Annotated in this window: 21 protein-coding genes; 13 read left to right on the forward strand and 8 right to left on the reverse strand. The window is 71.2% G+C overall.

Annotated elements, in window-relative coordinates; translation table 11 throughout:
• The first annotated feature begins 81 nt into the window (after positions 1-81).
• From ACLJQE_RS28130 to ACLJQE_RS28140, 3 genes are all read left to right on the forward strand, one after another.
• Positions 82-894 carry a siderophore-interacting protein gene (locus ACLJQE_RS28130; protein WP_410642400.1) on the forward strand — a complete coding sequence of 271 codons (813 nt, stop codon included), beginning with the start codon at positions 82-84 and terminating at the stop codon, positions 892-894.
• An 8-nt stretch (positions 895-902) separates the two neighbouring features.
• Positions 903-2,132, forward strand: a complete 1,230-nt coding sequence (locus tag ACLJQE_RS28135; RefSeq protein ID WP_410642401.1) for a serine hydrolase domain-containing protein — start codon at positions 903-905, stop codon at positions 2,130-2,132.
• Positions 2,133-2,246: 114 nt separating this feature from the next.
• Entirely contained in the window at positions 2,247-3,188 is a 942-nt protein-coding gene (locus ACLJQE_RS28140; protein ID WP_410642402.1) for a hypothetical protein, read from the forward strand.
• A 67-nt stretch (positions 3,189-3,255) separates the two neighbouring features.
• On the opposite strand, the gene ACLJQE_RS28145 is transcribed toward ACLJQE_RS28140, so the two are convergent.
• From ACLJQE_RS28145 to ACLJQE_RS28170, 6 genes are all read right to left on the reverse strand, one after another.
• Positions 3,256-3,798, reverse strand: coding sequence for a GNAT family N-acetyltransferase (locus ACLJQE_RS28145; RefSeq protein ID WP_410642403.1), 543 nt, complete (start codon positions 3,796-3,798; stop codon positions 3,256-3,258).
• Between the two features lie 115 nt (positions 3,799-3,913).
• Positions 3,914-5,359 (reverse strand): alpha/beta hydrolase, encoded by a 1,446-nt coding sequence (locus ACLJQE_RS28150; protein WP_410642404.1) that lies wholly within the window; start codon positions 5,357-5,359, stop codon positions 3,914-3,916.
• Between the two features lie 79 nt (positions 5,360-5,438).
• Positions 5,439-6,437 (reverse strand): TIGR03842 family LLM class F420-dependent oxidoreductase, encoded by a 999-nt coding sequence (locus tag ACLJQE_RS28155; RefSeq protein ID WP_410642405.1) that lies wholly within the window; start codon positions 6,435-6,437, stop codon positions 5,439-5,441.
• Between the two features lie 63 nt (positions 6,438-6,500).
• Entirely contained in the window at positions 6,501-7,883 is a 1,383-nt protein-coding gene (gene hydA / locus ACLJQE_RS28160; protein WP_410642406.1) for a dihydropyrimidinase, read from the reverse strand.
• Complete coding sequence (locus ACLJQE_RS28165; RefSeq protein ID WP_410642486.1) at positions 7,883-8,665, reverse strand: nitrilase-related carbon-nitrogen hydrolase; 783 nt, start codon at positions 8,663-8,665, stop codon at positions 7,883-7,885. Before ACLJQE_RS28165 ends, hydA begins: the two co-directional genes overlap by 1 nt.
• A 10-nt stretch (positions 8,666-8,675) precedes the next feature.
• Positions 8,676-10,232, reverse strand: a complete 1,557-nt coding sequence (locus tag ACLJQE_RS28170) for an NCS1 family nucleobase:cation symporter-1 (protein ID WP_410642407.1) — start codon at positions 10,230-10,232, stop codon at positions 8,676-8,678.
• 240 nt (positions 10,233-10,472) lie between these two features.
• On the opposite strand from ACLJQE_RS28170, the gene ACLJQE_RS28175 reads away from it, so the two are divergent.
• The 3 genes from ACLJQE_RS28175 to ACLJQE_RS28185 all read left to right on the forward strand — a co-directional run bounded on the left by ACLJQE_RS28175 (position 10,473) and on the right by ACLJQE_RS28185 (position 14,148).
• The gene (locus ACLJQE_RS28175; protein WP_410642487.1) at positions 10,473-11,144 is read left to right on the forward strand and encodes a response regulator transcription factor; all 672 of its coding nucleotides are present in this window, start codon (positions 10,473-10,475) and stop codon (positions 11,142-11,144) included.
• On the forward strand, positions 11,141-12,157 hold the full coding sequence (locus ACLJQE_RS28180) for an ATP-binding protein (RefSeq protein ID WP_410642408.1): 1,017 nt from the start codon (positions 11,141-11,143) through the stop codon (positions 12,155-12,157). Before ACLJQE_RS28175 ends, ACLJQE_RS28180 begins: the two co-directional genes overlap by 4 nt.
• Before the next feature lie 587 nt (positions 12,158-12,744).
• Positions 12,745-14,148 carry a DUF4153 domain-containing protein gene (locus tag ACLJQE_RS28185; protein WP_410642409.1) on the forward strand — a complete coding sequence of 468 codons (1,404 nt, stop codon included), beginning with the start codon at positions 12,745-12,747 and terminating at the stop codon, positions 14,146-14,148.
• A gap of 258 nt (positions 14,149-14,406) precedes the next feature.
• Here the strand turns inward: ACLJQE_RS28185 and ACLJQE_RS28190 are convergent, their stop codons facing one another.
• Both ACLJQE_RS28190 and ACLJQE_RS28195 read right to left on the reverse strand, forming a co-directional pair.
• Positions 14,407-14,769: an SSI family serine proteinase inhibitor gene (locus ACLJQE_RS28190; RefSeq protein WP_410642410.1), complete on the reverse strand. Its 363-nt coding sequence runs from the start codon at positions 14,767-14,769 to the stop codon at positions 14,407-14,409.
• Between the two features lie 28 nt (positions 14,770-14,797).
• Positions 14,798-16,435, reverse strand: coding sequence for a PucR family transcriptional regulator (locus tag ACLJQE_RS28195; protein ID WP_410642411.1), 1,638 nt, complete (start codon positions 16,433-16,435; stop codon positions 14,798-14,800).
• A gap of 133 nt (positions 16,436-16,568) precedes the next feature.
• Here ACLJQE_RS28195 and ACLJQE_RS28200 point away from each other — a divergent pair, with 133 nt between their 5' ends.
• The 7 genes from ACLJQE_RS28200 (at position 16,569) to ybeY (ending at position 23,748) form a co-directional block, all read left to right on the forward strand.
• A complete protein-coding gene (locus ACLJQE_RS28200; protein ID WP_410642412.1) occupies positions 16,569-18,059 on the forward strand; it encodes a CoA-acylating methylmalonate-semialdehyde dehydrogenase in 1,491 nt (496 codons plus the stop codon).
• A gap of 222 nt (positions 18,060-18,281) precedes the next feature.
• Positions 18,282-19,307, forward strand: a complete 1,026-nt coding sequence (gene hrcA / locus ACLJQE_RS28205; RefSeq protein WP_410642413.1) for a heat-inducible transcriptional repressor HrcA — start codon at positions 18,282-18,284, stop codon at positions 19,305-19,307.
• 31 nt (positions 19,308-19,338) lie between these two features.
• Positions 19,339-20,505, forward strand: a complete 1,167-nt coding sequence (dnaJ, locus tag ACLJQE_RS28210; protein WP_410642414.1) for a molecular chaperone DnaJ — start codon at positions 19,339-19,341, stop codon at positions 20,503-20,505.
• A 2-nt stretch (positions 20,506-20,507) separates the two neighbouring features.
• Positions 20,508-21,260 (forward strand): 16S rRNA (uracil(1498)-N(3))-methyltransferase, encoded by a 753-nt coding sequence (locus ACLJQE_RS28215; RefSeq protein ID WP_410642415.1) that lies wholly within the window; start codon positions 20,508-20,510, stop codon positions 21,258-21,260.
• A 396-nt stretch (positions 21,261-21,656) separates the two neighbouring features.
• The gene (locus ACLJQE_RS28220) at positions 21,657-22,025 is read left to right on the forward strand and encodes a histidine triad nucleotide-binding protein (RefSeq protein WP_410642416.1); all 369 of its coding nucleotides are present in this window, start codon (positions 21,657-21,659) and stop codon (positions 22,023-22,025) included.
• An 86-nt stretch (positions 22,026-22,111) separates the two neighbouring features.
• A complete protein-coding gene (locus ACLJQE_RS28225; protein WP_013228400.1) occupies positions 22,112-23,179 on the forward strand; it encodes a PhoH family protein in 1,068 nt (355 codons plus the stop codon).
• A complete protein-coding gene (ybeY, locus tag ACLJQE_RS28230; RefSeq protein WP_410642417.1) occupies positions 23,176-23,748 on the forward strand; it encodes an rRNA maturation RNase YbeY in 573 nt (190 codons plus the stop codon). Before ACLJQE_RS28225 ends, ybeY begins: the two co-directional genes overlap by 4 nt.
• Positions 23,749-23,897 lie beyond the last annotated feature (149 nt).

Genomic DNA, 23,897 nt, shown 5'->3' on the forward strand with positions numbered 1-23,897 from the left:
CTGGGTACACCTGAGTAGCCGCGTGCCGATTTTGGCGCGTAGGGTGAGTTAGGTAAGCCTTAGCGATGGTTGGAGTGGCCGATGGCTGAAGCACCCCGGCGGTCCGGGCGTCCCGCGGTGCGGTTGCGGGTGCTGCGGACCGAGCGGCTGACCCCGCACATGATCCGGATCGTGGCGGGCGGCGAGGGGATCGCGCAGTTCACGCCGAACGAGTTCACCGACGCCTACGTGAAGGTCCTGTTCAAGGTGCCCGGCGTCGAGTACCCCGAGCCGTTCGACGTCCAGGAGTGCCGGGCGGCGATGCCGCGCGAGCACTGGCCACGGCAGCGTTCCTACACCGTCCGCGCGTTCGACTCGCAGGCCGGCGAGCTCGTCCTCGACTTCGTCCACCACGGCGACGAGGGCATCGCGGGCCCGTGGGCGGCCGCGGCCCAGCCGGGCGACGAGCTGCTGGTGCTCGGCCCCGGCGGCGCGTACGCGCCCGGTGCCGAAGCGGACTGGCACCTGCTGGCCGGGGACGAAAGCGCGTTGCCGGCCATCGCGTCTTCGCTCGAAGCGCTGCCGGCCGGCGTCCCGGCGCACGCGGTGATCCTGGTCGAGAACGAGGACGAGGAGCAGCCGCTGGTCACGAAGGCGGACGCGCAGATCACCTGGCTGCACCGGGCGTCCGGCGGTGACGTCGAGGCCGCGGTGCGCGAGCTGCCGTGGCGCGAGGGCGTCGTCCAGGCGTTCGTCCACGGCGAGGCGGGATTCGTGCGCGAGCTGCGTCGGTACCTGCTCGACGAGCGCGGGGTGCGGCGCGAGCTGCTGTCGATCTCCGGTTACTGGCGTTACGGGAAGAACGACGAAGCGTGGCGTGAGGAGAAGGCGGCCGAGCGGGCGAAGGAGAAGTAGCAAGCCGCATGGCGGATTTCGAGGTGGACGTCGACCCGGCCGAAGCCGGCTTCGACGCGGCGCGGCTTTCCCGGATCGACGCGCATTTCGACCGGTATGTCCAGGATGGACGGTTGCCGGGCTGGCTCGCGGTGGTGAGCAGGCACGGCCGGATCGTCCACGTGGGCCGCGGCGGCCACCGGGACGTCGAAGCGTCGCTGCCGGTGAAGCCGGACACGCTGTGGCGGATCTTCTCGATGACCAAGCCGATCACCTCGGTCGCGGCGATGATGCTCGCCGAAGAGGGCCTGCTGGAGCTGGACGACCCGATCTCGCGGTGGCTGCCGGAGTTCGCTTCGCCGCGGGTGTACGTCAAGGGTTCGGCACTGTCTCCGATGACCGAGCCCGCCACTTCGCCGATCCGCGTCTGGCACCTGCTGACGCACACGGCGGGCCTGACGTACGGCTTCCACCACGGCCACCCGGTGGACGCGATCTACCGCGCGGCGGGCTTCGAGTGGGGCACGCCGCCGGGAGCCGATCTGGCGGCGTGCTGTGCGCAGTGGGCGGCCTTGCCGTTGCTCTTCCAGCCCGGGGCGGAGTGGAACTACTCGATCGCCACGGACGTGCTCGGCCGGGTCGTCGAGGTGGTGTCGGGTCTTCCGCTGGACGAGTTCTTCGCGTCGCGGATCTTCTCGCCGCTGGGCATGACGGACACGGGCTTCGTCGCTTCGGCCCCCGCGCGGCTGGCGGCCATGTACGTACGTGACCCTTCGTCGGGCCGCGCAGTCCGGAACGAGGCATTCGGCCGCATGGGAACAACCCGCCCGGCCTGCCTCTCGGGCGGCGGCGGCCTGGTGTCCTCGGCACCGGACTACTGGCGTTTCACGGAGATGCTGCTGCGCGGCGGCTCTCTGGACGACGTCCGGTTGCTGTCGCCCCGCACGGTGGCGTTGATGGCGAGCAACCACCTGCCGGGTCGGGTGGACCTGGAGGCATTCGGCCGCCCCCTGTTCGCGGAGATGCCCTTCGACGGCCACGGTTTCGGCCTGGGCTTCTCGGTACTGGAGGACCCGGTGAAGGCCCGAACCCTGTCATCACCAGGCGAGTTCGCCTGGGGCGGCGCGGCTTCGACGGCGTTCTGGGTTGACCCGGCCGAGGACCTGACGGTGGGCTTCTACACCCAGTTGCTGCCATCGAGCACGTACCGCCTGCGCCCTCAGCTGCGGCAGCTGGTCTACCAGGCACTGCTCGACTGAGCCGGCGTCACGACGGCCGCGTTGACCGGCAGCCGGTTCTCGACGGTGAGGTCGACCTCTCGGTGGGGTCCTGTGGCCCTGTCCGGCGGGGGCGGGGCAGCGGACAATTCCGGCATGAAGCGAGAGCCGTCCGTGAAGGAAGTTCTCGACCGGCTGGTCGGGGATGGGGTGCTGTCTTCGGTGCAGGCCGATGCCGTTGAGCGTGCGCTGGGGGCCGGTGTGCGTCGGCGGGTGCGGGTTCCGTGGGCGGAGGTCGCCGGGTACCTCGGGGGTGGGCTGGTTCTCGTCGGTGCCGTCCTGCTCGTGGCCACGTCGTGGGGGCGCTGGGGTGAGTTCGCCCGGACCTTCGTCACCGGGGCCGCCGCTGTTGTGCTGCTCGCCGCCGGGGCGGCCGCCAGTGGTGGGGTGGGGAGCCGGTCGGCGGTGCGTGGGCGCGTGGGTGGCACGTTGCTGGCCCTCGGTGCCGGAGCCGTGGCTGCCGCCGTTGCCGTTGCGCTGACCGATCACGGTGGGCGTGGTGCCGTGGCCTGCGGGGCCGGGCTGGTGACCGCCGTGGTGGGGTATCTGCTGGTGCCGTCCGTTTCCGGGCTGCTGGCTTCGGCCGGCCTCCTTGCCGCGACGATCCTCTTCAGCCTCGACAGCACCGTCGGCCTCACCTCGCTGAACGCGGGGCTGGGCGTGGCCACCGGCGGGCTGTTCGTTGCCGCGTTTGCCTTCGGCCGGGTGCTGCCGCATCGGCAGACCGGGCTCGTCGCCGGCCTGACGCTCGCGGTCGCCGGCTTCCAGCACCTCCTCGGCGACGAACGGGCCGTTCCGATGGCCTACCTGCTCACCTTCGCCCTGGGTGCCGGGTGCCTCGCCGCGGTGCGGTGGGAACGGAGCTGGGGGCCGCTCGTCACGGGCGTCGCCGCCGTGACCCTTGCCGTTCCGGAAGCCGTCTGGGATCTGACCGGTGGTGCGGTGGGTGGTGCCCTGCTCGTCCTCACCGCGGGCACGGTACTGCTGCTCGTCAGCTTCGCCGGATTCCGGCTGCGCCGCGACGCCGGGAAAGGCTGATTACTGACCACTTTGGACAGTGGGCAGCTGCGCACCGTCATCGTGACTCGGCCAAGCGGCTGAGCATTCACCCGTTCGGACTTGGTCGGCGGAGCTGGACTTCGGCTTCGGCGAGGCCTGCCGCGATCACCTGCTTGCCGCCGGCGTCGTCGAGGAGTTCGGCCACCGGGCGGTTGTCGGCGAAGTACAGGGCGGTGAACCGGTCGAAGCCGCGATCGAGGGCCGCTTCGCCGAGCAGGTGCACCAGTGCCGTCGCCAGCCCCACCCGGCGCCAGGCCGGATCGACCGCGACCGCGATCTCGGCGACGCCGGGTTCCGACGTGGCTCCGTAGCGGGCGATCGCGACGCCGTGGCCGTCGGTGTCGCGCGCCACGAGCGCGAATCTGCGCTGGTAGTCCAGGTCGGTGAGGCGGTCCAGCAACCGCGGGGTGACCCGCGGCGGAGTGCCGCAGAACCGCCGGTACAGCGTCACCCGGTCGGCGTGCCGGATCGCGTCCCCGAGTTCCGGCGCGTCGGCCCGGGCGAGTGGCCGCAGGTGCACGACGCGCCCGTCCCGGAGGGTCAATGCGCGGTCGAACCCCGTCGGCACCAGCGGGTTCTCGGTCTGCATCTGCGGCTCCTCGCGAACTCACGGGCCCCGCCGGGCGGCGAGGACGCCAGCGTAGCGAGGACTGCGATCCCGGCAACGAGGACGAACCGCCCAGCGAGGCCCGCGGCGATCGGCCTCAGCCGAACGGGCCGTGATCCGGTGCGCAAGTCGTGCCTGGGGCCGGGACCGTTCCGGTGCCGAAGTAGCGGTCCAGCCAGGTGTCGATGCAGGCGCTCTTGCCGCGGGCGCCGTGGCCGTACGTGTCCAGGCTCAGCAGGCGGGCGTTGGCGAGCAGCCGCTCTGTCCGCTGCGCGCCGGCGTACGGTGTCTCCAGGTCGCCCTGCCGGTTGGCCAGGAGCAGGATCGGTGCCGTCGGGCGGTTCCACGGCCCGGCGTAGCGGCCCGTGTCCGTGACGTCCCAGGTGGCGCACGGCAGCGTCTTGTAGACGTCGTACGGGCCGAAGCCGCGGGCGACGTCGTCCGCGCGCCACGCGTAGTCCCACCAGGCGGCCGGGTTTCGGGGGTTGGCCGCGTCCGAGCAGAGCGTTGCGCCGCCGCCCAGCATGGAGTCGATGTCCGGTGGGCCGCCCGGGGAAACCGGGACGCGCGATGCCGGGTCGGCCAGGGCCTGGAGGAAGGCGGCCAGCTCCGGCGCGGACCGGGCGTCGGTCAAGTAGTTGTGGATGCGGGCGATGGCGCCTTGGTAGGTGACGGTGCTCTGCCGTCCGGCCGTGTCGGTCACCGTGATCGGGCCGCGTTCGAGCCGGTCGAGGATCTCGTCGTAGCCGAACGTGCAACGCGTACCGCAGGCGTCCACAAAGGACTGTATCGCTCGCGGGGCGTCCGCGAAGCCGTGCAGGCGGTAGCTCATCGGGCCGGTTCCCGTCGACCAGCGCACCGGGTCGTCGACCGCGTCGAGGGCCAGTGAGCCGACTCGGCCGGGGAACAGGTTCGCGTACGTTTCGCCGAGGTACGTTCCGTACGACTTCCCGTAGTACCGCAGCTTCGGTTCGTCGAACGCCGCGCGCAGCCGGTCCAGGTCGCGGGCGATCGTTCCGGTCGACAGGTGGTTCGCCAGCGGCCCGGCGTTCTGCTCGCAGAGGTCGGTGACCGTGCGCGTGTCCGCGATCTGCTGCTGTTCGGCCGCACGGGTCAGCGGAAACGTGCCGAGCGCGCGTTGCAGCACTTCGAGCTGTGCCGGGTCGGTGAAGCAGTGGATCTTCGCGCTCGCTCCGACGCCGCGCGGGTCGAAGCCGACGATGTCGAAACGGGCGTGCAGGGCAGGGGTCAACGCCGGGGCGAACCGGCCGGACGAGCCCGGTCCGCCCGGGTTGTAGAAGATCGTGCCCAGCTTGCGGGCCTGGTCGGTGGCCGGCAGCCGCGCGATCGCCAGCCGCACGGTGCCGGCGGCCGGGTCCTGGTAGGACAGTGGGACGTCGAGGTGGCCGCATTCGTAGCCGGCCGTGCAGGAGGCTTCCCAGACGATCCGGGCGGGGCTCGCCGCGGCCGCGGGGGCGAGAGCGCCCACCGCGAGCGCGGCGGCCCCCAGTGCCGTCGCCGTGCGGAATTTCCGAGAGGTCATGACAAGATCGTCCCGCTCCGGACCCGGTGGCGCACTGGGGTGAGCCACCGAATCCGGGGTGGGGTAAACCGCAACTCGATCAGGTGGTGAGCTTCGGGATGATCTGTGATCCGTAGGCCGCCAGCGTCGCCTCGCGGTCGTCGTGCATCAGGTACAGGGAGAACTGGTCCACGCCCAGCTCCGCCAGCTCCTGCAGCCGTTCGACGTGGGAAGACGGCGGCCCCAGCAGGCAGAACCGGTCGACGATCTCGTCCGGGACGAACTCGGTCGACGGGTTGCCCGCCTTACCGTGGTGGCTGTAGTCGTAACCCTCCCGTTCGCGGATGTAGTCCGTCAGCTCCCGCGGCACCGCCCCCGACGAGCCGTACCGCGCGACCAGGTCGGCGACGTGGTTGCCGACCATCCCGCCGAACCAGCGCAGCTGCTCGCGCTGGTGCGCCAGGTCGTCGCCGACGTACGCCGGCGCCGCGACGCAGATCGTGATGCCGCCGGGATCGCGCCCGGCCGCCCGGGCCGCGTCGCGGACCGCGCCGATCGTCCAGCGGGCGATGGCCGGGTCCGCGCACTGCAGGATGAAGCCGTCGGCGTGCTCGCCGACCGTCTGCAGCGCCTTCGGCCCGTAGCCGGCCATCCACATTTCGAGCTGCCCGTTCGAGATCCACGGGATCCGCACGGTCTTCTCGTTCATGGTCACCGAGCGGCCCTCGGCCAGGTCCTTGACCACGCGCATGCAGTCGCGCACCGTGGCCAAAGTGGACGGTGGCTTGCCGACCACCCGGTGCGCCGAGTCGCCGCGGCCGATGCCGCACACCGTCCGGTTGCCGTACATGTCGTTGAGCGTGGCGAACGTCGACGCCATCACCGACCAGTCCCGCGTGCCGGGGCTGGTCACCATCGGCCCCACGACGAGAGACGACGTCGCCGCCAGAATCGCCGAGTAGATGACGAACGGCTCCTGCCACAGCACACAGGAGTCGAACGTCCACCCGTAGCGGAACCCGGCGTCCTCGGCGTCCTTCATCAGCCGCACGACGTCCCGCGCCGGCGGGTCGGTCTGCAGCACGATCCCGAAGTCCATGCTCCTCCTTCCTCCCCTCCGCCACCCTCAACGGAGCGGCTTCGCCGCGCTCTGTTTGTCTTACTAGTTCAGGTACTGGTTCAGCGAGCGGGACAGGAACTTGCCGTGGGACGTCGACCCGGAGAAACCGGACGGCGACACCACAACGCGCCCCCGCGAAAGCACCGTGTGCACCCGGCCGGTGATCTCGAGCCCCTCGTACGCCGAGTAGTCCACGTTCATGTGGTGCGTCTCGGCCGACAAAGTCTGCCGCGCGGAAGGGTCGTAGATGACGATGTCGGCGTCCGAACCCGCGGCGATGACGCCCTTGCGCGGGTACAGCCCGAACATCCGCGCCGGCGTTGCCGAGCACGTCTCGACCCACCGGCCGAGGGTCAGCTGACCGGCGACGACGCCCTGGTGCAGCAGGTCCATCCGGTGTTCGACGCCCGGAATCCCGTTCGGGATGGCCCGGAAGTCGCCGCGGCCCAGCTCCTTCTGGTCCTTGAAGCAGAACGGGCAGTGGTCGGTGGACACCACGGACAGGTCGTTGGTCCGCAGCCCCCGCCACAGGTCGGCCTGGTGCGACTTCTCCCGCAGCGGTGGCGAAGCCACGTACTTCGCGCCTTCGAAGTCCGGCTTGGCGAGGTCCTCAATGGACAGGTAGAGGTACTGCGGGCACGTCTCCGCGAAGACGTTCTGCCCCGCGTTGCGGGCTTCAGCGACCGCCGCCAGTGCTTGCGACGCCGACAGGTGCACGATGTACAGCGGCGCACCGGTCACCTTGGCGAGCTGGATCGCCCGCGATGTCGCCTCTCCTTCCAGTTCCGGTGGGCGCGTCAGGCCGTGCTGGACCGGGTCGATGTTCCCGGCCGCGAAGGCCTGCGCGGCCAGCTGGTCGATCGCGATGCCGTTTTCGGCGTGCATCATGATCGTAGCGCCGGTTTCGCGCGCTTTCTGCATCGCGAGCAGGATTTCCCCGTCCGTGGAGTAGAACACCCCCGGGTACGCCATGAACATCTTGAAGCTGCCGACGCCGCCGTCGATGCAGGCTTCCATCTCCTTCAGCGACTGGTCGTTGACGTCGGAGACGATCATGTGGAAGCCGTAGTCGATCGCGCAGTTCCCGTCGGCCTTGGCGTGCCACTTGTCCAGTGTGGACAACAGCGACGTGCCCTTGGCCTGCACGGCGAAGTCGATGATCGTGGTCGTGCCGCCCCACGCGGCCGCCGTCGTCCCGGTCGGGAACGTGTCGACCGAGTGCGTGCCGCCGAACGGCATCTCCATGTGGGTGTGGGCGTCGATGCCGCCGGGCAGCACGTACTTCCCGGTGGCGTCGATCGTCTCGTCGCCGGTCAGCGTCCCGGGCGCCCCGACGGCGGCGATGGTCTCGCCGTCGACGAGGACGTCGGCCAGGAGCGCACCCGACGGCGAAACGACCTGGCCTCCCGTGATGAGCGTGGTCATCAGGCCTCCGCGAGGGGGCCGTAGGTGTCCGGGCGGCGGTCGCGGTAGAACGCCCACTGGTTGCGGACGTCGTCGAGCAACCCCAGGTCGAGGTCGCGCACCACGACCTCGTCGTCGGTGTCGGACGCGGCGTCGCCGACGAGCTGGCCGCGCGGGTCGACGAAGTACGTCTGGCCGTAGAAGTCGTTGTCGCCCAGCGGTTCCACGCCCACCCGGTTGATCGCGCCGACGAAGTACTCGTTCGCCACCGCGGCCGCCGGCTGCTCCAGCCGCCACAGGTACTGCGACAGGCTGCGGCTGGTCGCCGACGGGTTGAACACGATCTTCGCCCCGGCCAGGCCGAGCGCGCGCCAGCCCTCCGGGAAGTGCCGCTCGTAGCAGATGTAGACGCCGATGCGGCCCACGGCGGTGTCGAACACCGGGTAGCCGAGGTTGCCGGGCCGGAAGTAGAACTTCTCCCAGAACCCCTGGACCTGCGGGATGTGGTTCTTGCGGTACTTGCCGAGGTAGGTGCCGTCGGCGTCGATCACCGCGGCGGTGTTGTAGTAGACGCCGGGCTGCTCGACCTCGTACATCGGCACGATCAGCACGACGCCGTGGCGCTCGGCCACCTCCTGCATGAGCTTCGTGGTGGGCCCGTCCGGGATGGCCTCGGTGTAGGAGTAGTAGTCGGCGTCCTGCACCTGGCAGAAGTACGGCCCGTAGAACAGTTCCTGCAGGCAGACGACCTGGGCGCCCTGCGAAGCGGCGGTGCCGATGTGGTCGACCGCCGCCTTGATCATGGACTCCTTGTCACCCGTCCACCGCTGCTGGATCAGGCCGGCTCGAACCACGCTCACTGGTTTCCTCCTTGTTCCTAGCGGGCAGGGACAGCACGGCGAAGACGACGAACGCGCCGACCAGGCCGACCACCCAGTTGTAGTCGTAAAGCGGCTTGAGGAGCGGGATGATGCCGTCGGCGGGGAACGGCCCGCCGTACGCGCCACCCACCGAGAGAACGGCCCCCACCAGCGTCGCGACCAGCGCGCGCCAGTTCCAGCCGCCGGTGAACCAATACACCCCATCGGGTGTGTAGAGGTCCTTCAGCCGCAGCTCCGTGCGGTTGACGAGCCAGTAGCCGGCGACGAGCACCCCGGCGACCGCGCCGAGCAAGCCGCCGTAGAACCCGAGCCAGGCGAAGATGTAGATGTTCGGGTCGGAGTAGAGCCGCCACGGCTGGATGAGGATGCCGATGACGCCGGTGATGCCGCCGCCGACGGCGAACGTGATCTTCTTCGGGAACGCGTTCGAGAAGTCGTAGGACGGGCTCACGACGTTGGCCGCGAGGTTCGCCGAGATCGTCGCCAGCACCAGCGCGACCAGCGCGACGACGACCACGACCGGGCTGGAGAACCGGTCGGCCAGCTGCGCCGGGTCCCAGATGTCCTCGCCGTAGAGCACGTGCCCGCCCGACGTGGTCAGGATGGCCACGATCGCGATGAACGTCATCGTCGTCGGCAGGCCGAGGATCTGGCCGCGGACCTGCTTGCGCTGGCTGCCGCCGAAGCGGGTGAAGTCCGGCATGTTCAGCGACAGCGTCGACCAGAACGCGATCATCGCCATCAGCGACGGCGCGAACACCTTCCAGAAGTCCGGGCCCCAGCCCAGTTCACCGGGCGCCGACAGGATCGGGCCGAGCCCGCCCGCCTTGACCAGCACGTAGCCGAGCATGATCAGGAAGCCGACCGACACCAGCGGCGCCGTCCAGTTCTCGAACTTGCGGACCGCCTCCATGCCGCGCCAGATGATCAGCATCTGGCCGATCCAGAACACCACGAACGACAGCCAGAGCGTCCAGTGCTGCCCGGCGATCTCCGGCGCGTTCCGCCACCACGAGCCGAGCAGGCGCCCGAGGATGACGTAGATGGCCTCGCCGCCGACCCACGTCTGGATGCCGAACCAGCCGCACGCGATGAACGCGCGCAGCAGCGCGGCCAGGTTGGCGCCGCGCAGGCCGTAGAACGCGCGGGCGAACACCGGGAACGGGATGCCGTACTTGGTGCCGGCGTGGCTGTTGAGCAGCATCGGGGCCAGCACGACCAGGTTGCCGATCGTGATGGTGATCAGCGCCTGCACCCAGTTCATGCCGAGCGCGATGAGCGAAGCGGCCAGCGCGTAACTGGGGATGTTGTGCGCCATCCCCATCCAGAGCGCGAAGTAGTTGTAAGTGGTCCAGGTCCGTTTCTCGACGGGGACGGGGGCCAGTTCCTCGTTGAAGAACCGGCTGCCTTGGAGAGACCGGACGTCGGCGGGGTCGAGTTCGACCCGGCCGTCGTCGTGCACGCGCTGGTCTACGGGTGTCGGCGCCATTGCGGAATCCTGCGCGCCTGGTCATCACCGGGGCAACGGCAGTCTGTTCACTCTTCGTTGATCAGGAGTGCAGTCTGTCGATTGCGCGAAGGGCGCCGGGGTGCATGACCTGCGTCACAAACCTGGCCGTCACGAACCGGCAAAGCGGGTGAAACGTCTCCACAGGATCTTCACACTTCACGCGAACCGTCTCCACCGGGGGTGCTTAGGGTCGTGGTCATGGAACTGGGTGGGCGGCGGGTGCTCGTCGTCGAGGACGACGTCACGATCGCCGCGTCGATCGCGGCCCGGCTGCGGGCCGAGGGGTTCGCGGTGGACGTCGTCCACGACGGACCGGCGGCCGTCGAGGCGGACGCGGCCTCCGAACCGGACCTGGTGGTGCTCGACGTCATGCTGCCGGGGTTCGACGGCCTGGAGGTCTGCCGCCGGATCCAGGGCCGCCGTCCGGTGCCGGTGCTGATGCTGACCGCGCGCGCCGACGAGACGGACCTGCTGGTCGGGCTCGGGGTCGGCGCCGACGACTACCTCACGAAGCCGTTCTCGATGCGGGTGCTGACCGCGCGGGTGCACGCACTGCTGCGGCGGGTCGAGCGCTCGTCTTCGGTGGCGGGCACGCGGATCGTGCTCGGCGACCTCGAAATCGACGTCGACCAGCGGCGCGTCGCCCGTGCGGGCGTCGCGGCGCAGCTGACGCCGATCGAGTTCGACCTGCTGGTGCACTTCGCGCGGCGGCCGCGGGTGGTGCAGCCGCGCGAACGGCTGCTGTCGGAGGTGTGGGACTGGGACGTCCACGGCACGTCCGCGGGCACCCGGGCGGTGGACAGCCACATCAAGGCGCTGCGGCGGAAGCTCGGCGCGGACCTGATCCGGACGGTGCACGGCGTCGGTTATGCGCTGGAGGCGGGATCGTGAAGGGGACTCTGCTGGAGGTGGTCGAGCTGCTGCCCCGGCCGCTCGACCGGGTCCGGTCGATCAAGCTGAAGCTGGCGATCCTGATGGTCGCCTCCGGCGGCATCGCGTTCGGGTTCTTCAACTGGCAGATCGGCTGGCTGCCGCCGAAGACGACGGCCGGCGCCATCCTGCTCGCGCTCGTGTTGTCGCAGGTGCTCGCGCACGGCATGACGCGCCCGCTGCGCGAGATGACGGCGGCGGCGCGGGCGATGGCGAAGGGCGACTACACCCGGCGGATCCGGGCCACCACTCGTGACGAAGTCGGCGTGCTGGCGCAGGCGTTCAACCAGATGGCGGGGGACCTCGGCGATGCGGACCGGCGGCGCCGGGAGCTGATCGCGAACGTGTCCCACGAGCTGCGCACGCCGATCACCGCGCTGAGCGGCGTGCTGGAAAACCTCGTCGACGGCGTCGAGGACCCGGACCCGGCAACGCTCAAGACGGCACTGCGGCAGACCGAGCGCCTGGCGACGCTGGTGGACGAGCTGCTGGATCTGTCCCGGCTGGACGCGGGGGCGATCCCGCTGCACAAGACGTCGTTTTCGCTGTGGTCGCTGCTGTCCGAAGTGGTGGGGGAGGCGGCGTTCGCGGGCCGCGGGGTGACGTTCGAGGTGTCGGTGTCCCCGGAGGGGGCGGTGGTGACGGCGGACCGCGGGCGGTTGTTCCAGGTGGTGGCCAACCTGCTGGAGAACGCGGCCCGCCACGGCCCGGCGGGCGGGCAGGTCCGGGTGGTGGCGCAGGTGCGGCCGGGTGAGGTGCGCATCGACGTGTGTGACGAGGGGCCGGGGATCGCGCCGGCGGACCGCGAGCGCGTGTTCGAGCGGTTCACCCGCGGCGAGCGGCCGTCGGGCGGGGGAACGGGCCTGGGCCTGGCGATCGCCCGGTGGGCGGTCGAGCTGCACGGCGGGACGATCGGGGTGGTGGACCAGTCGCCCGGGACGGGGAGCCGGATCCGGGTGACGCTGCCGGCTTAGGTGCGGTGAGTGGGGTCTGCGGCGCGGTTGCGGACCTGGTATTTGCGAAAGCGAACGTGGAGTGGGTGGAGATGCCGAAGAACAGTGTGGGCGGGGAGCCGGGAAAACGGGTGCCGCGGGGGAAGCGCGCGGCGGCGACGGAGGCCGGGGATGGCCCGGGGGCCGGCGACGGTTCGGTAGCGGCCCAAGGGGCACTTTCGCGTGAAAGTGCCCGGGGTGGGCCGGGCGCCGGTGCGGCCAGGGGCGAGCCGGGGGCCGGGGCGGCTGCGGCGCGGGAGGGTGGCGTGGCGTCCGGGGCCGGACAGGAGTCGGGCGCTTCGGCGCCGGCGAGAGGGGCGCCGGGTGGCGTGGGCGTCCGGGAAGACCCGGGCGGGCGCTCCGGTGCTGGTGGGGGCGCCTTGGGGGTGCCGGAACCTCCGCTTTCGGGCAGTGGGGCGGGGGTTCGGCAAGGTGAGGGCCCGCGCTCCGGTGCTGGTGGGGGCGCCTTCGCGATGCCTGAACCTCCGCGCCAGGGCGGTGGCGTTGCCGTTGCCGCTCCGCCCGTTCTCCTCCGGCCGATCCCGCCGCCGAAGTCCGCTGTCGTTCCGATGCCGGCCGTTGTGCTGCCTGCTTCGGTGCTGGCCGGGATCGTCGGAGCCCTGCTGCTGCCCCTCGACCGGCCCGGGATCGGGTGGTTGCTCTCCGGGCTGGCCGTCGTCGCCGCGGTCGTGGAGGCCGATCGGCGGGCGCGGGAAGGCGCGAAAGGCGTCTTCACCTGGCGCAATGCCGGCTGGGCCGCCCTCTCGCTGGGGCTGCTCGCCGTCGGGACCGTGCGGGCGTCGGAGTGGCTGTTCGTCCTCTGCGTCGCCGCCGCCGTGGTGACCGGGTCGCTGGCCGTCGTCGGGGAGCGGACCGTGCACTCCGTCCTCTACGACATGCTCGCCGTTCCGATCGAGGCCTTCCGGGCCATTCCGTGGGTCGGGCGCGGGGCTGGGCGCTTCGCCGGCCGCCGGGACGGGGTCGCCCGGCGGATGGCGCTGGCCGTGCTCGCCGCGGCCGTGCTCGTCGGGGTCTTCGTGCCGCTGCTGGCCAGTGCCGATGCCGCCTTCGCCGCCGTCGTCAACGCCGTGCTTCCCGAGCTCGACGTCGCGACGTTCGTGCGGTGGTGCGCGGTCTTCGCCGCCGTCACCTTGGCTGTCGCCGGAGCCTGCTACTTCCTTGCCGCTCCGGCACCGCGCGCGTCGGCCGAACGTCCACATCGGACTCGATACGGTCTGGAGTGGACGTTCCCGCTCGTCGTCCTCGTGCTGGTGTTCGGCCTCTTCGTCGGGGTCCGGCTGGTCGTGCTCTTCGGCGGCACCGAGTACGTCCTGCGCACCGGCAACTTGACGTCGGCGGAGTACGCCCGGAGCGGCTTCTGGCAGCTGTGCGTCGTCACCGTCCTGACGTTGGCGGTCGTTTCCGCGGCGTTGCGGTGGGCGCCGAACTCGACGAAGGCCGACCGGCTCCGGCAGCGTCTCCTGCTCGGGACGCTCAGCGCGCTCACCCTGATGCTCGTCGGTTCGGCGTTGAGTCGCATGTGGACCTACCAGCAGGCGTACGGCTTCACCGTCCTGCGGCTGCTGGTCGAGGTCTGCGAGCTGTGGTTCGGCGCGGTGTTCGTGCTGGTCTTGGTGGCACTGGTCCGGCTGCGCCCGGCGTGGCTGCCCCGCGCGGCGATCGGCACGGCCGCGGCGGCGCTGCTCGTCCTCGCCGTCCTCGACCCGGAACGCCTGATCGCCGACGCCAACGTCGACCGCGCGGCCGCCGGCAAGCCCCTCGACGACCGTTACCTGGCCGGGTTCTCGGCCGACGTGGTCCCGGTGGTCTCGGGACGCCTGCCGGAACCACTGCGCACGTGCGTGCTGATGCAGGTCCTGAGCCACCACCGCGCGGAAGGCTGGCCATCGTGGAACCTCAGCCGCTCGACGGCCCGCGACGTGACTTTCGGCCCGGTCACCCCCTGCCGCTGAACCGGACCGGCGGACAGTGCGTGGTTAAGAGTTACGCGGGAGCCACCGGGTCGTCGTGGGGGCGGCCCGGCGGCTTCCGCGCGTTCAGGCTGGTCTTGGTGCTTTCGGGTGATAACGCAGGGTGCTGTAGTGGTGGGTTTTGCTGTCGCGGATTTGCGTAGCGGGCAAGGTTGACATGAGGCACAGCCTGCCCAAGGACAGGCTGTGCCCGGTCGGGTGATGCCGTTCAGTTGTCGCAGCGTTGCGTCAAATGCTGCGTCAGAACGCGAAGATCTCGTCGGAATCCCGCTCGGCCTCGCAGCGGTTGGCGTACGTCGTGCGGAACGACACCGGTTTTCCGCGCCAGGTGCCGGTGGCCGTCGCCTCCACCGGTGCGTAGATCAGCGTGCACGCCTGGTGGCGGGCGTTGATCCGGGAAAAGTCGCCGCCGGCGGCGGAGAGCACCGCGCATGCCTTGTCGCGCTTGGGGTGCGTTCCTCCCGCCGGGTCGCACGTCAGCGCCGCCGCGCCGGTCCGGCCGGCGGTGTCGTGGGTGGTCAGCTGCAGCGTCGAGGCCGGGGGTTGCGCCGGCACCAGACAACCGAAGCTCAGCAAGCAGGCTGCGAAGGGGATTAGGGCCATATCGGTGTCATCGGCCGTCCGAGGTCGATCACTGTGCTGCACGTCCGGGTGAGTCTTCGTCGCTCGGGCGGGTGAGATCCCACGCCAGAAGGGCCACATACAGCGACAACATCGACTCCGGGTCCTCCAGCCGGACGCCGAGGACCTGCTCGATCCGGGCGAGCTGCTGGTAATAGGCCGTCCGCGAGGTGTGGGCCGCCGCGGCCGCCGCCGACTTGTTGCCGCCCTGCTCGCAGTAGTGCCGCAACGCCTGGACGAGCCGGCTGCCCGACGCCGCGTCGCGCTGGAGCAGCGGTCCAAGTTCCCGGTGCGCGAACGCCGAGACCCGCTCGTCGCCGGAAAGCAGGTGCAGCAGGCCGCGCAGGCGGACGTCCGACAACCGGTGCAGCACCCGGTCCGCGCCCGCGCCCAGCGCCGCCGCCGCGACCTGGCTCGCCTCCAGCAACGTCCGGCGCGCTTCGGCGGGGGACGACACCGTCGTGCCGACCGCGAGCACGCCGGGTGCGCTGCCGCGGGCCTCGTGGACGTCGGTGGCGAGCCGGTGCAGCACGGCGTCTGCGTTCGCCTCCGGGGACAGCGCGATCAGCGCCCGGACACCGAGGTCGTCCGTCGCCACCAGCGCCGAGACCTTCGCGCGGCGGGCGGCCAGCACCGTCGCCTCGGCCAGCTCGCGCAGCACCGGCGGGGTCGACAACGCGGTCCGGGCGGTGCCGGTCAGCCGCGGCCGGACGGCCACCCCGACTAGCTGCCGCCCGGGCAGCGGCACGGCCAGCGCCGAGGCTCTGGCCAGCAGCTCGGCCGTCGGGGCGGGCGAGGCGAGCAGCTCGGCGAGCACCGCGCGGTGGGCCTGGCGTTCGAGACCGTCGGAATCCTTGGCGACCAGGCGGTGCACGGCGAGCGCGGACGCGGCCCGCTCGGCGACCACCCGGTGGCGGTGCGGCGGCTGGTCGGCGCAGACGAGGATCAGCCGTCCCCAGTCGTGTCCGCGCGCGCCGACGACGGTCACCAGCCAGCCCGAACCCGGGTGGTAGCCGGTCCGCTCGCCGACCTGGACCACCCGCGACCGGGCCGGCCACCCGGTCAGCAGCTCGGCGGGGTCGGTGCCGGCCGCGTCGTAGGCGAGGACCTCGTGGGAGAGGGTCTCCAGCACCACCGGCTGCTCGGTGAGCCGGGCGACCTCGCCCAGGACGACGCCGGGTTCGGCGCCCGCGACCGTCAGGGCGGTGAACGTCTCGTGCACGCGCTCGGCGGCGCGCAGCTCGGCGACCTGGGCGTCGACGATCTGGCCGTTCACCGCTTCGGTGATGCTCACGAACCGCGTCTCCCGCGAGAGCGTGACCAGCGGCAGGCCGTGCTCCTCGGCCGCGCCGACCAGCGCGGCGGGCAGCTTGTCGCTCCAGTGCCGGACCAGCTCGACCACGACGCCCGCCGCGCCGACCCCGGCCAGGTCGGCGACGTACCGGGCGAGGGACGGGCCGTCGTCGGGCAGCGCGACGCCGGTGGTCAGCACCAGCTCGCCGCCGCGCAGCAGGTGGGCGATGTCGGCGACCTCGGCGACGTGCGCCCAGCGCACCGGAGCGTCCAGCCCGGCCGCGCCGGCGACGACGTGCGGGCGGCCCTGGCGCAGCACCGGCAGCGCGAGGACCTCGGCGACGGTCGGGTACATGGCTCCTCGGCGTGTGATCGGCAGGGACAGACTGTACGGCCGGGAGCCAACTGGCGTACACGTTGCCGATGGCCTGGCGTGGCGCCCGACCGGAGACTCTGGGGGACGTTGCCGGAGTGAAGGAGTGCCCGCCGTGACCGACCGCATCAGCCACTGGATCGACGGCAAGCCGTTCGGCGGGACCGCCGCGCGGTCCGGCGAGGTCTTCGACCCGGCCACCGGGGAGGTCCGGGCGCACGTCGACTTCGCCGGCGAGGCCGAGGTCGAAGCCGCCGTCGCCGCGGCCAAGGCGGCGCTGCCCGGCTGGCGCGGGACGTCGCTGGCCGGCCGGACGCGCGTGCTGTTCGCCTTCCGCGAGCTGCTGTCCGCCCGCAAGCACGAGCTGGCGAAGATCATCACGAGCGAGCACGGCAAGGTCGAGTCCGACGCGGCCGGGGAGATCGCCCGCGCGATCGAGAACGTCGAGTTCGCCTGCGGGGCCGCCCAGCTGCTGAAGGGCGGGTTCAGCGAGAACGCGTCCACCGGCGTCGACGTCTATTCGCTCGCCCAGCCGCTGGGGGTGGTGGGCGTGATCTCGCCGTTCAACTTCCCGGCCATGGTGCCGCTGTGGTTCGTCCCCAACGCGCTGGCCTGCGGAAACACCGTCGTGCTCAAGCCGAGCGAGAAGGACCCGTCGGCGGCGGTGTTCATCGCGGAGCTGTTCGCCGAGGCCGGGCTGCCCGCGGGCGCGCTGAACGTGCTGCACGGCGACAAGACCGCCGTCGACGGGTTGCTCGCGCACGCCGACGTCAAGGCGATCTCGTTCGTCGGGTCGACGCCGATCGCGCGCTACGTCTACGAAACCGGCACCCGGCACGGCAAGCGCGTCCAGGCCCTCGGCGGGGCGAAGAACCACATGGTGGTGCTGCCGGACGCCGACCTCGACCTCGCCGCCGACGCAGCGGTGTCGGCCGGGTTCGGCTCGGCGGGGGAGCGGTGCATGGCGGTGTCGGTGGTCGTGGCCGTCGACCCGGTCGGCGACTCGCTCGTGCAGAAGATCGCCGAGCGGATGGCTCGGCTGCGCGTCGGCGACGGCCGCGACCCCGAGTCCGAGATGGGGCCGCTGGTCACCGCGGCCCACCACGCCCGGGTCGAGTCCTATGTGGACGCCGGGGTGACGGCCGGCGCCACGCTGGTCGTCGACGGCCGGGGGATCGAGGTCGCCGAAGGGGGCTTCTGGCTCGGCCCGACGCTGTTCGACCACGTCCGCCCGGAGATGTCGATCTACACGGACGAGATCTTCGGCCCGGTGCTGTCGGTGGCCCGCGCGGACTCCTACGACGACGCGCTGGCGCTGATCAACGCCAACCCGTACGGCAACGGCACGGCGATCTTCACCGGCGACGGGGCGGCCGCGCGCCGGTTCCAGAACGAGGTCGAGGTGGGCATGGTCGGGGTCAACGTCCCGATCCCGGTCCCGGTCGGCTACTACTCCTTCGGTGGCTGGAAGGACTCGCTGTTCGGCGACAGCCACGCGTACGGGCCGGAAGGGTTCCACTTCTTCACCCGGACCAAGGTGGTCACCTCTCGCTGGCCGGACCGCTCCCACGCCGGCGTCAACCTGGGCTTCCCCCGCAACTCCTGACCCGGTCCGGAGTGCTCGCTCCGGGGCACTTTCACGGGAAAGTGCCCCTCGGGGCGGGCGAGCCGGGGCAACGTTGCTCACGGCGACCTCGTCGGCCGGGGAAGGAGACGGCGAGGAGAGGGAGCGAACCGCTCACCCGGCCCGGGTGGCCCGCGTTGAGCGCGACCGGCTCAGACTTCCGTAAACTCGCATCGAGCAGCGAGCGAGGTAGGTGAGGAACCGGTGGCCAACGCGGAGGAACGCCGCTTCGACGTGCTGCGTGCGATCGTGGCCGACTACGTGTCCAACCAGGAACCCGTCGGGTCGAAGGCGATCGTCGAGCGGCACAACCTGGGTGTGTCGAGCGCCACCGTGCGCAACGACATGGCGACGCTCGAAGAAGAGGGCTACATCACACAGCCGCACACCAGCGCCGGCCGCGTCCCGACCGACAAGGGCTACCGCCTGTTCGTCGACCGGCTGTCGGAGATCAAGCCGCTGAGCGCGGCCGAGCGCCGAGCCATCACCACGTTCCTCGACAGCGGCACCGACCTCGACGACGTCCTCAAGCGCTCGGTCCGGCTGCTCGCGCAGCTGACCCGGCAGGTCGCCGTCGTCCAGTACCCGATGCTGACCAACGCCAAGGTGCGCCACCTCGAAGTGGTGCCGCTCACCCCGGCGCGGCTGATGCTGGTGCTGATCACCGACAACGGGCGCGTCGACCAGCGCACGGTCGACCTCGGCGACGTCGTCACCGAGGACGACGTGGCCCGGCTGCGCACCGTGCTCAACGCGGCCATGTCCGGACGGCGGCTCAACGACGCCGCGGCGCGCGTCGCCGAGCTGCCCGACAAGTCGCCCGGCGAGCTGCGGGACGCGCTCATCCGCGTCACCACCGTGCTGGTCGAGTCGCTGGCCGAGCACCCGGAAGAACGCCTGGTGCTCGGCGGCACCGCGAACCTCACCCGCAACGTCGCCGACTTCCCCGGCTCACTGCGCCAGGTCCTCGAAGCGCTCGAGGAACAGGTCGTCGTGCTGAAGCTGCTGGCGGCCGCGCGCAACCCCGGTGCGATCACGGTCCGCATCGGTGAGGAAAATGAAGACGAGCAGATGCGCAGCACCTCGGTCGTCTCGATCGGCTACGGCCGCGACGACGTGGTGCTCGGCGGCATGGGGGTGGTCGGCCCGACCCGGATGGACTACCCCGGCACGATCGCCGCGGTGCGCGCGGTCGCCAACTACGTGGGGCAGATCCTGGCCGGCCGCTGAGCCGGGCAGAGCAGAAGGAGAAGCAGAGACGGTGGCGAGGGACTACTACGGCATCCTCGGGGTGGCCAAGAACGCGAGCGATCAGGAGATCAAGCGCGCGTACCGGAAGCTGGCCCGGGAGCTGCACCCCGACGTCAACCCGTCGGAAGACGCGCAGCACAAGTTCGGCGAGGTCACGACGGCGTACGAGGTGCTGTCCGACCCGCAGAAGCGCAAGATCGTCGACCTCGGCGGCGACCCGATGGACGGCGGCGCGCGCGGCGGCGGTGGCGGCGACCCGTTCGCCGGCTTCGGCGGCCTCGGCGACATCATGGACGCCTTCTTCGGTGCGGCCGGCGGTGGCGGGGGACGAGGGCGCGGCCCGCGCAGCCGCGTCCAGCCCGGCTCCGACGCGCTCATCCGGCTCGGCCTCACCCTCGAGGAGTGCGCCACCGGCGTCGACAAGGAGATCGCCGTCGACACGGCCATCGTCTGCGACCTCTGCCGCGGCGCGGGCACCAGCGAAGGCACCTCGGTCAAGACCTGCGACACCTGCGGCGGCGCCGGCGAGGTCCAGTCCGTCCAGCGGTCCTTCCTCGGCCAGGTCGTCACGGCGCGGCCGTGCCCGGTCTGCCGCGGCTTCGGCGAGGTCATCCCCGACCCCTGCCGCCAGTGCGGCGGCGACGGCCGCATCCGCGCCCGCCGCAACGTCACCGCGAAGATCCCGCCGGGCGTCGGCGACGGCATGCGCATCCGCCTCTCCGGCCAGGGCGAGGTCGGCCCCGGCGGCGGCCCGGCCGGCGACCTGTACGTCGAGATCGACGAGACCCCGCACGAGGTCTTCGTCCGGCAGGGCCACGACCTGCACTGCAACTTCCGCATCCCGATGACCACCGCCGCGCTCGGCGCCACGGTGCCGATCTCGACCCTCGTCGACGGCGACTACGAACTCGACGTCGAACCCGGCACCCAGCCCAACGCCGAGCTCGTCCTGACCGGCAAGGGCATGCCCCGGCTGCGGTCCTCCGGCCGCGTCGACGGCCGCGGCGACCTGCACGTCCACATCGACGTCGTGGTCCCGACCAAGCTCGACGAAGCCCAGCGCGAACTCCTCGTCGAGCTCGCCCACCAGCGCGGCGAAGAGGTCCCGACGCTGGCTTCCAACGGCACCAAGCACGGCGGGCTGTTCGCCAAGCTCCGCGCCAAGAACCACCGCTGACCGTGCCCGACACCACCCTGCCGGTCTTCCTCGCCCCGTCCGTGCCGGCTTCCGGCCGCGCGGTCCTCGACGGCGAGGAAGCCCGGCACGCGGCCACCGTCCGCCGCCTGCGCGTCGGCGAGCGGCTGGTCCTGTCCGACGGCGCCGGCGCCATGGCCCGGTGCGTCGTCGAAGACGTCCAGGCCGGGCGGGACCCACTGCTGACCGTGACGGTCGAGGAGCACTGGACCGAGGAGCCGCCCGCCCTGCGCGTACTGGTCGCGCAGGCACTGGCGAAGGGCGACCGCGGAGAACTGGCCGTCGAACTCGCCACCGAAGCCGGTGTCGACGCGATCGTCCCGTGGCGGGCGGGCCGCAGCGTCGCGAAGTGGGAAGACGGAAGCCGCGGCGAGAAGGCCCTCGCGCGGTGGCGCGCCACCGCCCGGGCCGCCGCCAAACAGGCCCGGCGAGCGCACGTGCCGGACGTCACCGAGCCGGTGACCACGAGCGAGCTGGCCGGGCTCGTGACGACGATGTCGCTGGCCATCGTGCTGGAGTCCGACGTCCCCGAGCGGCTCACCGACCTGGCCCTGCCCGACACCGGAGACCTGCTGCTGGTCGTGGGCCCCGAGGGCGGCATCACCGACGACGAACTCCAGGCCCTCCGCGACGCCGGCGCACGGGCCGTCCGGCTCGGAACGACCGTTCTCCGAACCTCCACGGCCGCCGCCGTCGCCCTCGGCGCCCTCGGCGCCCTCACCACCCGCTGGCGATGAGATCGACAAAAAACCGGGCAAATTTTGCGCCCAGTTATGGCGCGATCACGCTCCGACCCGTTACTCTCATTTACTAACGCACCGTTCACCATCGGTTCGGTGCGCCACTGGGAAGACACAGACCCCGCCGGGCACCTCCCCCCTCGGTCCGGCGGCCGCCGCGGTCGCGGTGAGGCGACCCCCAGGCTTCACCGCCACCGCGGCATCTCTCCTGCTCGCTTCGCTCGCGGTCGAGCCGCGGTTTGGTTACGTCCTCTTTTCTGGGGGTCAAACCCCCAGACCCCCAGCCGGGGCAAGCCCCGGACCCCCGCGAGTTTGGGGGTGGTCTGGTTGGGGACAGCGTGTTGGGGGCTCGGCGGCCTTCGGCCTTCTCGCTGGGGTGGATAGGGTGCTTCTATGAGCGACACTGAGGCCGATACCCTCTTCGAACGGATCATTGGTGGGGAGATCCCTGCCGACGTCGTCTATCAGGATGCGACCACCTTTGCCTTCCGGGATGTTCGGCCGCAGGCTCGGGTTCATGTGCTTGTTGTGCCTCGGAAGCGGTACCGGAACGTTGGCGAGCTTGCTGCTGGGGATCCGCAGCTGCTGAGTGATGTGGTCGCCGCTGCTCGTAAGGTTGCCGAGATCGAAGGCATCCTCGAGAGTGGGTACCGGGTTGTGTTCAACACCGATGGGGATGCCGGGCAGACCGTGTTTCACGTGCATGCCCATGTTCTCGGTGGGGAACCTCTGGGGTTGTTCGGGGCTCCGGAGGAGGACTAGGGAAACCGGCCTGCGTCTTGTCGGTGCGTGCCAGTAGCATCGGTGGGGTCCGTTCTCCCTCACCGAGAAAGCAGGCCTGAGGCCACGTGGCCGGAACCGTACCGGGTGGTGCCGCCCGACCCGACGTCCCCGGGGACGTCGCCAAGACCGAGGATGCCGCCGTCCAGGCCGCGCAGTCCCGGTTCCCCATTCCCGACGCCGCTGCCTTGAGCCTGCTCGGCTCCCGCGACGAGAACCTGCGCGTCGCCGAGGAACTCCTGGCCGCCGACGTGCACGTCCGCGGCAACGAGGTCACCCTGACCGGCACACCCGCCGACGTCGCGTTCGCCGAACGCGTCTTCGCCGAGCTCGTGCAGCTCGCCACCGGCGGCCAGCAGGTCGGGCCGGACACCGTCCGGCGCACCATCGGCATGCTCTCCACCGGCGACGCCTCGCCGGCCGAGGTTCTCAGCCTCAACATCGTCTCCCGCCGCGGCAAGACCATCCGGCCCAAGACGCTCAACCAGAAGCGGTACGTCGACGCCATCGACAAGCACACCGTCGTCTTCGGCATCGGCCCCGCCGGCACCGGCAAGACCTACCTCGCCATGGCGAAGGCCGTCCAGGCCCTCCAGGCCAAGCAGGTCACCCGCATCGTGCTGACCCGCCCGGCCGTCGAAGCCGGCGAGCGCCTCGGCTACCTGCCCGGCACCCTCAACGAGAAGATCGACCCCTACCTGCGGCCGCTCTACGACGCGCTGCACGACATGGTCGAACCCGAGTCGATCCCGCGCCTCATGCAGGCAGGCACCATCGAGATCGCGCCGCTCGCCTACATGCGCGGCCGGACCCTGAACGACGCCTTCATCATCCTCGACGAGGCCCAGAACACCACGCCCGAGCAGATGAAGATGTTCCTCACCCGGCTCGGCTTCGGGTCCAAGATCGTCGTCACCGGCGACATCACCCAGGTCGACCTGCCCAGCGGGCAGCGCAGCGGCCTGCGCGTCGTGCGCGACATCCTCACCGGCGTCGAGGACCTCCACTTCGCCGAGCTCACCAGCCAGGACGTCGTGCGGCACCGGCTCGTCGCGAGCATCGTGGACGCCTACGAGAAGTGGCAGGCCGTGCAGGACGCCCAGCAGAACGACGGCTGGAAGGGCAACCGGCGTTGAGCATCGAGATCGCCAACGAGTCCGGCGTCATCGTCGACGAGACGTCCATCGTCTCGGCCGCCCGCTACGCCCTCGACAAGATGGAGGTCAGCCCGCTCGCCGAGCTGTCCATCCTCCTCGTCACCCTCGAAGTCATGGAAGACCTCCACGAACGCTGGATGGACCTCCCCGGCCCCACCGACGTCATGGCCTTCCCGATGGACGAGCTCGACTCCTCCCGCCGCCCCGACGCGCCCGACGCGTCGCCGGCCCTGCTCGGGGACATCGTGCTCTGCCCGGCGTTCGCCAAGGACCAGGCCAAGACCGCGGGCCACGCCCTGATCGACGAGCTGCACCTGCTCACCGTGCACGGCGTGCTCCACCTCCTCGGCTACGACCACGCCGAACCCGCCGAGGAACGCGAGATGTTCGGCCTCCAGAAGCGCATCCTCGGCGAGTACCAGGACGCCGTGGCCGCCCTGGAGAAGCGGGACGCCCAGCGCAACACCGACGACCGCGTCCTCGGCATCGCCGGCCTCGACACCCCGGCCGCCCCCGCCGCCGAGCCACCCGCCGGGGATACGCCCTAGTGCCGCGCGTCCCCGATCCCGGCTCCGGACCAAGCGCCCCAATGTGGCCTTGGTTGCGTTCAACGCACCCAAGGTGGCCTTCGGTGCGTTCAACGCACCGAAGGCCACATTGGGGCGCTGCCGGCCGTCGGCACCCCGAAGCGCGGTAC

The organism is Amycolatopsis sp. lyj-346 (assembly GCF_046548975.1).
In the GTDB taxonomy this organism is placed as follows: Bacteria; Actinomycetota; Actinomycetes; order Mycobacteriales; family Pseudonocardiaceae; genus Amycolatopsis.